The organism is Betaproteobacteria bacterium, from assembly GCA_016791345.1.
Classification (GTDB): Bacteria; Pseudomonadota; Gammaproteobacteria; order Burkholderiales; family JAEUMW01; genus JAEUMW01.
Map to the genome: position 1 here is coordinate 1 of JAEUMW010000274.1, position 9,239 is coordinate 9,239.

Here is a 9,239-nt window from a genome sequence, read left to right on the forward strand (position 1 = left end):
TGGGCGAGCGACACGCCCAACGCACGGGCAATGCGTGAGAGCGTATCGAGACTGGTCGCGGTCTGACCGTTCTCGATCTTCGACAGCATGCCGCGACTGATGCCGACCTGCGCCGCGACATCGGCGATGGTCAGATGGTCCTTCTGCCGCAGCTCCCGGATCGTCCCGCCCAGATGGCGGTAGAGCGAGCGGTCGCTCCCCTCCGCGGTGACAGGCTCCGGCTCGGCAGGCGGCACGGGTGCGTTCATGGTGCCATTATTCTATTCCCGCGGACGGCCTTCTCAGCCAGAACTTGTAGGACTCCGCGAAGGTGTCCGGATGCTCGTGCTCGAACGCGTCCCAGTTCGCGAGCGACGCTGCGTCCGGATCGTCCGCAAAGCGTTCGCTGTAGCGGGCGCGCACCGTGGCGTCGTGCAGCTCGAAGCCGATGAATTCCCGACCGAGGCCGTGCACACTGACGCCTCGATGAGGGGCGCGGTGTATCGATGCTCCTGCACGTGGAAGAGCAGGTCACGACAACCGCTGGCACTGTAGAAGTCGACGCTCTGCTCAAGTGCCTGCCGCAGCCTTGCATCGCCGCAGGCGCGCAAGTCGGCGCGGAACTGCCGGATGCCGGCCAGCGTCGGCGGGTATCCGCGCTCGGCAATGATGCGCCGCGCCTCGACCACGGGCCAGCGCGCACGCTCGCTGTAGAGGCCGATCATCATCAGCCCGCCCGGCTTCACCAGGTCGGCGAGCACGCGCCAGCCCGCCATCGGGTCGCGCAGGTGATGCAGCACCCCGAAGCTCTCGACGAGATCGAACCCGGATTCGAGGCAGCCGAGGTCGAGGATATCGCCCTGCACGAACTGGATGTTGCGGATGCTCAAGCTGCGTGCCTGGCGCGCGCCGTAGGCGAGGCTGGCGCGGGAAAGATCCACTGCAGTCACGCGCGAGTTGGCATAACGGCAAGCGGTGAGCAGCGCGTGCTTGCCGGTGCCGCACCCCGCGACGAGGATCCGCGGCGCAGCGATCTCGACCGCCGCATCGAAGGCGGTGCCGGGAAAGAGCTGGCGGACCGCGCGACCGAACGGCAGTGGCTCAGGCAGCCCCGCTTTGCGCCAGCGCGGGTAGGGGTTCTCCTCGTATTGCGTGCGAACCTGCCGTGACACGCCATCCTCGATCGGCGCGAGCGACGGCAGCGCCGCGGCGAGAGCCGCCTCTTCGGCCGGCTCGGTCACCTGATGCGCAATGACGGACGCGATTCCCGCGAGCTGCGTCCGACCGCACAGCGTCTCGGCGACCGGCTCGCGTCCGAGCGGCCGGTAGCACGCAAGCATGGCCACCGCATCGGCCGACACCTGCCCCCTGCCATCTCCTGGGCGAGCGCTTCGACCGCCGGCGCCTCCGCCGCCGATTCGGCGTAGACGTACTCGACGAGGAAACACTGGTGCGCGAGCGCCGTAAGAAAGGCGCAAGACACCTCGCGCCGTAGCGCACCGTCGAAAAGCAGCGCCGCGCGCGCTCGAGTGAAGAAGCGCTCGAAGGCTGCATCGTAGACCACCGTGAGCGTCATCAGTCGCAAGAGCAGCGGATGATCGAACACCCCCAGCGCGACCCGCATTCTGCCGGCGAAATCGTCGCCCGCTTCGGTTAGCAGCGGCGCCAGCACGGCATTGACGCGCAGCGCGCTGACGATGGCGGGCACGAGATCGGCCGGATCGATCGCGGGCACGTCGAGCAGCGACGCGAGACTCGCTTCCAGCTCCGGTGTCGTCGCCTCGAACCGGGCGACGCGCAGACAGTCCGCGAGCATGGGGGCGGCCCGGCTGTTCCCGCCGCGGCGGAATGCCGCGAGAGCGACGGCAACCGCATCGGCCACGCGTCCGGTCAGCTTGAGCGCGAGAGCCAGATGCATTCGACATCGGCGTCCCCGGGACGCAACCGCAGCGCGGTCTCGAAAGCGCGGATGGCGACATCGAGTCTCCGCGCGCCAGCAGCACATTGCCGAGATTGTTGCGCGCATTGGCGAAACCCGGATCGAGCCGCAGCGCTTCGCGGCACGCTGCCTGCGCGTCCGCGAGGCGTCCGAGCTCCTTCAGGGAGACCGCCAGATTCAGCCAGACCGGGGCCGAGCGCAGCGCGCGGTCGACCACGGAGCGATGCAACGCCTCGGCCTCCTGGAGCCGCCCCGATCCCCGCAGCAAGTTGCCGAGATTGGTTGCGGCATCGGTGAAAGTCGGATCGAGTCGGATCGCCTCGCGATAGCGCGCTTCGGCTTCGACCTTCCGGCCTTGCGCGTCCAGGCAAAGCGCGATATTGAAGTGCGCCTGGGCGAAGCTCGGACGGATCTCGAGCAAACGGATCAGCTGCGCGATGGCGAGCTGGTAGTCCCGCTGTCGGAACGCAACCCCCGCGCGCAGCAGCAGCGCGTCGGGATTGCGGGGATCGGTGCGGAGCAGGCGATCGAGCCGGGCCGGGCAGCATCGAGACGCCCTGCGCGAAGACCCGCCGCCGCAATCGCGAGCGCAGTGGCGGCATCGGGTCCTGAGACGTGGGGCAGCGCGGCGGTAGCACCGTGACAGTGCTTGAACTTCCTGCCGCTGCCGCAGGGGCAGGGATCGTCGCGGCCGGGTTTCACCGGCCGAATCATGCCACGAGGAGCCGCTTCGGGCTGGAGGGATTAGCGCGATCCTGGCAGCAGGTTGATGGCGAGATAGATCACCTTGCCAATGAGTGGATGACAGACCGCGAGCGGACCATCAGCCGTTACTGGTCACAGGCAGCTTTCCGGCATCCAACCTGGCCACGTTCGCGACGGGTTGCCAGCAGGCCGTAGTGCCTGCACACCGCGGCGCCCGACGGCCTGACTTTGCGCGGCGTCGCCGCCCGGGTCGGCTGCATCCCTTAACCATCTGCTGCGAGCGCCAGCGGGGCCGGCTGCTTGGCTTCGACAGGTATTGCGCCATCGGCTTGCGCAGCTGCGACGCCACCCCCGTCGGCTGCGGCCCGTCCCACCGCAAGCTAACCGAGTACCAGCAGCGGAACAACCTTGCGCGCGTCACGGGCACGGTCAGCGTCGCGAACTGCCCAGCCGGAACGACGGGGCATTCACGCTCGTCGCGCGCGTGAGAGACGACAACGGCGAGATCAGACCGATCAAGTTCAACGAGACGTGGCAGCGCGGTGATGCGCAGGACCACACCTTCGATCCGACTACCCGATCGGCGACAACGTCGAGCTCATGAACGTGCGCGTGCGCGGCTTGACGTGCACGTGCGCCGCCGACGCGCAATGGACACGGCCGTCACAAGCCGCCGCCGCAATCGCGGCTGCCCCGTACGGGCGCGACTCCGAAGTTGACGGGCAACACGATGACCGGCGCCATGGCGACCCAGACCATGGCGACGTCGAACGCAGAACAGCTCGCAAAATTGACCGTTAGCGCTTCCACGGATAATATCTCGCTGAACGCAAGTTTTTCATAACAACTGACCGCGCGTCGCCCATGGACTACGCGTCGACCGATCCGACGGCTCTTGGCGCGCCGACGGCGTCGACTGCACCGAACCCGGTCACCGCGGCGGTGGAATGGGATGAGGCCAAGCAAACGTGTGTGCCACGCCCGGCCACCGGTCTCGGCCGGTTCGAAGACCCTCGGCGGCTGCTCGAAGACATTCGTGTCGATGACGACGACAGAATCGCGGTTCTCCTGCACAAGTTCGTCGGTGCCGCGCTCACCATCGAGTCGTCGCTTACCACACTCAATCTCGTTCGGCTCTATTGCAACGACGACTACCGCGCGCTCGCGCTCAAAGCTGCACATCTGGGAATCGACAGAGGTCACGACGCGGCGCTCGCCGAGTGGGGCGGTATCTTCGACGAGTTCATCGATCAGTTGCTCGTCGTCACGGCAAACTCCCTTGAGGATCCGGGCGCGATCATCGTAGGCACCGCGGCGACCGCCATACAGCTCTACGGCAACGATCCGCTCGCCAAGGCGGCGGCAGAACACAGGCAACTCAACGATTGGATACGCCGCGCTAGGAAGGACATCTGGGCCGGGATCACACCGCCGAAGCCACCCGAGTTGCCCGACGACGACCTGGCACAGGCAAAAGCGGCATTCGTCGTCGAGATCCTCACGCAGGTCTTTGGGATCATTTACGACCCGCCGTCGGTCTTTTTCGCAGCGCTGTCGATTCCGGACATCGTCGAGGCGTATCGCGCGTGGGACGCTGCCGAAGTCGCCGACGAGGACAAATTCGTCCCGGTGCTTCTGACGGCCGTTTGCGAGCCGGCGGTGCTGGGATACAACCTCGCGTTCCGTCATGGCCAGGCCGACGTGGACACGGTGTTTTCCGTCGCGTTGCGCCTCGGCGATTGGCTCCCCAGTCCGATCTAGCACATGGCTTCCGAAATCCGCCAGCTGTGGAGGGGCGAGCGACGTGTGATCTACGCAGTGGAGACGCAGGCGAAGATCGCCGGAAAGCGCGTGAAGAAAGTGAGCTACGTGTCGACGCTGCTCGACGGATGGAAGTGGAAGAAAGTATCGCCGCGCTTTGGCGAGCAGCTCGAGCGGCTGATGCAGGGGCGCCTCAAAGCCCTGAGCCCCTGGCTGCGATCGCTGATCGGCGCCGACATCAAAGCGCTGGAGAAGTCGATCCGCTCGGCACTGACCGGTGCTTTGCGTCACGTCAACGAGTACGCGCGCCGTCTCGTCGACGACCTGAAGGAGCACGAGTGGGCGCAATTGCGCAAGAAGGCGAGCTACATCGCGAAGTCGGTGAAGACCCGCATGGGCATCGAATTCCAAGTCAAAGGCCTGATCCATGAGATCGGTGGCATCCGCCGCATGTTCGATCCGAGCATGCTCACGGCCGAAGCGAAGGTCGAGCTCGACCGAATGCGCGACATCGTAAAGCAGGCGCCGGATTCCCATCGATGGAACCCCGAGATCTTCATGATCGACCGCGCGTACACGCGCGCGAAGACGGGCGGCGGCGAGGTGGGCGACAAGTTGTTCGTGGTGTTCCGCGATCCAAAGGACCCGAAAAAGGGAATGTGGATCCTCGGCACCGGAAACCAGAAGTCGGCGGGAAACGCGCACCATCTTCTGTCGCACAAGAGCGTCATCAACATCGATCCTGCCCTGCCCGACGAGGGAATCCCGAAGTACGGCGAGTACCTTGGACAAGGATCGATCGACGCAGAACGAATCTCGGAGCTGGGCGTTGAGATACCGGGCGTCGGGAAATTCAGCACGGCTCCCGGCCCAGGCGAAGGAAAGCTCAAGTTCAGTTGGAGAAACTGCGTGCGCATCGGAGTCGTGCCCCCCGACACGCCTCAAAAAGTTCTGGATCAGCTTCGCAATCTGGCGAACAAGGAGCCGAACTTTCGACTCCTGCTGTCGCCATTGCGAGATGCCGACGCTGCAAAGCTCGCCTCCGCCGTCGTCGACGCCGTGGAGTGAGTCGTCAGGTCCCCAAGAAAAGAAAGAGGTAGCCAGCCATGCAAAAAGCCGTCATCGCAAAACTCGACGAGAAGTTCCTCGAAACGACGACCGCGGACGCCGACCGTTTCGTCTATTGCAACTACGTGATGCCGCTGCTCGTCACGGCCGACGACGACGTGACGCCGATTCTCCCTGGGTACAAGCGCGGGCTCCTGAACGCATTTGCCTACAACGGCATCATCGACGGAGCAGCGCTCAAGAAAGCGCTGCCTGCGCTCGGTTTCGTCGAGCTCGTTGCGATCAATGGGCTCGCATTCGACAGCCCGCCGCGCCCGCCGGAACCGGGCGATGACGTCTATCGCAGGAGAAGTCGTTCGACGGCCGGCGCGCTCGAAGAGGCCGCCGTGCTGCTCAAGATGGTCGGCAATCCCGAGTCGACGAGCGACAAGGTTCTGGCCGAAGCGGTGCGCGTGAAGATCGAGCAAGCCCGCTCGTCGTTTCGTAACGAGTCCGAATATCGCGCGTTCTTGCCGCCGTCTCGGCCGCCGCCCACGGTCGACGAGATGATCCAATTCCTCATCGGGCTCGTGCAATCCGACATCGCGTACTTTTTTCTCGACCGTACTCGCATCCGGCCGAAGGGATTCCGCATAGGGGAGCATGTCTACGCCCTCAGTATCGCCGGCGGCGAAGAAGTCACGCTCGAGCAGAAGACATTCACCAAGCGTCAGACGACCTTCGAAGAGCAAAACGAGCTGGAAACCGAGTTCGACCTCGAGCTCTCGAGCACGTTGAGCACGGAGCTGCAGGAGGGCTTCGAGCGTCAGAAGGCGATTACCGATACTTGGAACTTCAACGTCGGAAAGGTCGGATCGTACTCGTCTCCGGTCATCAGCGACGTGGCTTACGGCAGCTTCAATACCAACCACAGCTTCGGGTACTCGAAGAATGTCACCGATGCCGATCAGGAAACGAGGCGACGCTCGACGAAGGACAGCCAGACCGCGTCGGCCAAGGTTGCTGCTAAGTACCGCACCGCGCACAAGATCACCTTCAGGGTTGCCGCCGAACGAGGCTTCGAGACTACGACGAGGCGCGTCATTCGCAATCCGAACGCTTTTTCACCGATCGCGCTGCACTACTTCAAGATCCTCCAGTTCGTCGAGATGCGGCACGAGCGCTACGGCTTACGCCTTGGATGGATGCCCAGCGTGAAGGATCCGGCGGCCGGATTCTTCAAACAGATCCTCGCGGGAAAAGCCCAAATCCTCAGCGACGCCGAGCTTTCCCTTCCGAAGAAACCCGAATTCAAGGCCTTTGGCCCTCAGGGCGTAACCACGACGCTCTTGGAAAAGTGGTTTGCATCGCCAATCACGGACGTCGGAACGGGAGACGGCGCCGGAAGCATCCGGACCGACGTCGACGTCGAGGTGGCATTCGATGAGGGCTGGGAGTGGGACGGCAGCGTCGCGGGGATCGACGTGATCAAGCTGGGCCCGCGTCCGATACAGAACTACGACGCCTATGTCGTGGGACTACCTTTGGTCGTCCCTAGCAGCATCGGTACCGGCTCAGGATCGGCGCTCCGTGTCGTCGTTCACGTCGGCGCGGGCGTCGAAAACCAGTTGCCGCATCGCCGAATGCAGTTTCAGATCAACGTCCGCTTCACAAAGCTCGTGCAGACGAACCTGCCGGCCAATACCGCGACGACGCAAGAGGTCGAGTATTCCACCGCACTGCGCGAGTGGGAGACGAAGTGCGAGGAGCTGCGCGCAGCAGCCCGCAAGGCCGCCGCCGATTGGGAGGCGGTCATGCTGCGCAACTTGAATCCCGTCGTGGAGATGGTGGGTCAGCTCATGAAGTCGCTGTTCCCGCCGAACGTTCGCGACGAGGCGTGGGAAATCGACCTGTGGCAAAAAATATTCGAGTTGGAGCGGGCGAGCTATGTCCCATATCCGGGTTGGTGGGCGGACAGCCCGCTGCGCGACCCAACACGCGACCCGTCGGATTTCATCAATGCGAGCTGGGCTCGCGTGTATCTACCAGTGCGCGTCGGCATGGAACGCCTCGCGCTGCGTTGGATCCACGGTCGCACGACGCGCGCCCTGGACGCAGCCACCGAGGCGAGATTCGACGCCATCGAAGCGGACTTGAAGCAATACCGCAAGGACCGATTCGGCGACGAAACGGAAATCATGGACCCGCAGGCGAACGGCGGTTTCCGGGAGAAATACGACACGATTGCGGTCTGGAACGACGTCATGCCGACCGATGGTACCCATCTCGAGGTCTTGCAGGCGTCGACGATGGCAGCGGACGAAATGACGCTAAAGGATGCGGAAGTCGCATCGCAGCTGCGGGAAGCTCTCGTGGAAAGCCAGAAGCAGGATGCGCGGCTCAAGAGTAAGGCGTTCGACAAAATGTCCGATCCGTCGTCGGTCGAAGTCAGAATTTCGACCGGAACGCCGGACGAGTACCAGTGATCGGGCGTCTGCATTGGAGCAGGTATCGTCCGGGACCCTACAGCTAGGCGCTACGCGCACCAGATCGTATAGTGCGATGGCCGCCGCCTGCAGCGGCCCAGCGAGCGCGCCTCGGCCCCGCCGGCATCGGCTCGGCCAGGTAGCTCTGGCCCATGTCTTCCACCGGCACGCCCCGGCGCGTAAGGAGCTTCATCAGACGGCTGGTGAGGGTCTGCAGCACATTCACCTCGACAAAGCTCGGCACGCTATCGCCGCGGCTCCGGTACACCCCTTCCAGCACGAGGCAGTGTGGTGGACGTTCAAGTTGGCCCGCCGAGCCGAAGCGCTGGATCATCGTGACGGCGCCGCGGTGGCCGTCCTAGGCTGAGCCCGGCGCGGTCCAGCAGGTGGCGCGTGACCACGCGCTGCACCACCTGCAGCACCGGGGTGACAAGCTCGGGCTGCGCGGCCAGCAACAGCCGCAGCGCGATCGGCAGCGACAAAACCCAACTGGCGCACGGGCACTGTGCGGAATGACATGGTCGACCAGGTGCGCCGCAGTCTGCGACATCCGGCGGGCGCCGCGTGAGGGGCAGAACCCCGGCGCCTGCAACTGAAGGCCAGCAGCTTGTCGTGACCGCATTCACCGCAGCGCCTCAGGTAACCGTGCGCCAGATGCCGCACTCCAGGAAGGCGTCGAACTCGTCCTTGAACCGGGGCAGTTCTGCGCCCGTGCTGGCTTCGGTGTGGGTGATGAAGCTGGCCGCGTGCTGCTGCACCAGACGGTACAGCGTGGTCTGCTCGGTGCGGTGGCGCTCGTAGTTGACCGGGGCGCCATCGCCCGATGGCTCGCACGATGGGCTCCCGAGGTGGTGAGCCCGCACGGTGTCAAGCCGCACGCCGCGCCTCAATCGCCCTGAGTCCCACTTACTGGTGTGTTACTGCAGCGGGGCCTCCTTCGGGGGCCTCCGCACGGATCCGACCGGCCGCTTGGAGGCAACGAGTTCAGAACCGCGGATGTCGCTGATGGGTCAATGCAGTCGCCCAGCAGAGGTGGGGTCGAACCCATCTGACAACCTCCGTCAGGTCGAATCGGGCCTACGACACCTCACTGCCCCTCCCACCCCGGAATCCAGTCCGTGCCTGCAAGCGGCACCCGCGCCATGGCCGCGGCTTCGACCGTCAGCGCGACGAGGTCCTCGCGCTCCAGGTGATGCACGTTCTGCTTGCCGCACGCGCGCGCGATGGTGGTGAGTTCCATGTTGAGCGTCTTCAGGTAGTTCCTGACGTGCTTCGCGCCGACGGCCGGCTCCAGCCGCTGCTCGAGAACCTCGTCCTGGGTG

General features: G+C 64.7%; 10 protein-coding genes. 3 read left to right on the top strand and 7 right to left on the bottom strand.

Going from position 1 to position 9,239, the window contains the following annotated elements:
• From JNK68_10935 to JNK68_10950, 4 genes are all read right to left on the bottom strand, one after another.
• Positions 1-248: helix-turn-helix transcriptional regulator (locus JNK68_10935; protein MBL8540874.1), on the bottom strand; the 248-nt coding region annotated here is incomplete at its 3' end.
• A gap of 33 nt (positions 249-281) precedes the next feature.
• Positions 282-2,339, bottom strand: coding sequence for a tetratricopeptide repeat protein (locus JNK68_10940; protein MBL8540875.1), 2,058 nt, complete (start codon positions 2,337-2,339; stop codon positions 282-284).
• 5 nt (positions 2,340-2,344) lie between these two features.
• Positions 2,345-2,620: an SEC-C domain-containing protein gene (locus tag JNK68_10945; protein MBL8540876.1), complete on the bottom strand. Its 276-nt coding sequence runs from the start codon at positions 2,618-2,620 to the stop codon at positions 2,345-2,347.
• Between the two features lie 666 nt (positions 2,621-3,286).
• On the bottom strand, positions 3,287-3,433 hold the full coding sequence (locus JNK68_10950; GenBank protein MBL8540877.1) for a hypothetical protein: 147 nt from the start codon (positions 3,431-3,433) through the stop codon (positions 3,287-3,289).
• A gap of 54 nt (positions 3,434-3,487) precedes the next feature.
• Here JNK68_10950 and JNK68_10955 point away from each other — a divergent pair, with 54 nt between their 5' ends.
• From JNK68_10955 to JNK68_10965, 3 genes are read left to right on the top strand one after another with little or no spacing between them, the layout of a single operon-like run.
• On the top strand, positions 3,488-4,384 hold the full coding sequence (locus tag JNK68_10955; protein ID MBL8540878.1) for a hypothetical protein: 897 nt from the start codon (positions 3,488-3,490) through the stop codon (positions 4,382-4,384).
• 3 nt (positions 4,385-4,387) lie between these two features.
• Positions 4,388-5,452: a hypothetical protein gene (locus tag JNK68_10960; protein ID MBL8540879.1), complete on the top strand. Its 1,065-nt coding sequence runs from the start codon at positions 4,388-4,390 to the stop codon at positions 5,450-5,452.
• 38 nt (positions 5,453-5,490) lie between these two features.
• The gene (locus tag JNK68_10965) at positions 5,491-7,917 is read left to right on the top strand and encodes a hypothetical protein (GenBank protein ID MBL8540880.1); all 2,427 of its coding nucleotides are present in this window, start codon (positions 5,491-5,493) and stop codon (positions 7,915-7,917) included.
• Positions 7,918-7,960: 43 nt separating this feature from the next.
• Here JNK68_10965 and JNK68_10970 read toward each other — a convergent pair whose 3' ends face one another.
• The 3 genes from JNK68_10970 to JNK68_10980 all read right to left on the bottom strand — a co-directional run.
• Positions 7,961-8,251 carry a hypothetical protein gene (locus JNK68_10970; GenBank protein ID MBL8540881.1) on the bottom strand — a complete coding sequence of 97 codons (291 nt, stop codon included), beginning with the start codon at positions 8,249-8,251 and terminating at the stop codon, positions 7,961-7,963.
• Positions 8,252-8,552: 301 nt separating this feature from the next.
• Positions 8,553-8,795: a hypothetical protein gene (locus JNK68_10975; protein MBL8540882.1), complete on the bottom strand. Its 243-nt coding sequence runs from the start codon at positions 8,793-8,795 to the stop codon at positions 8,553-8,555.
• Between the two features lie 209 nt (positions 8,796-9,004).
• On the bottom strand, positions 9,005-9,239 hold a 235-nt coding region (locus tag JNK68_10980; GenBank protein ID MBL8540883.1), incomplete at its 5' end, for an FMN-binding glutamate synthase family protein.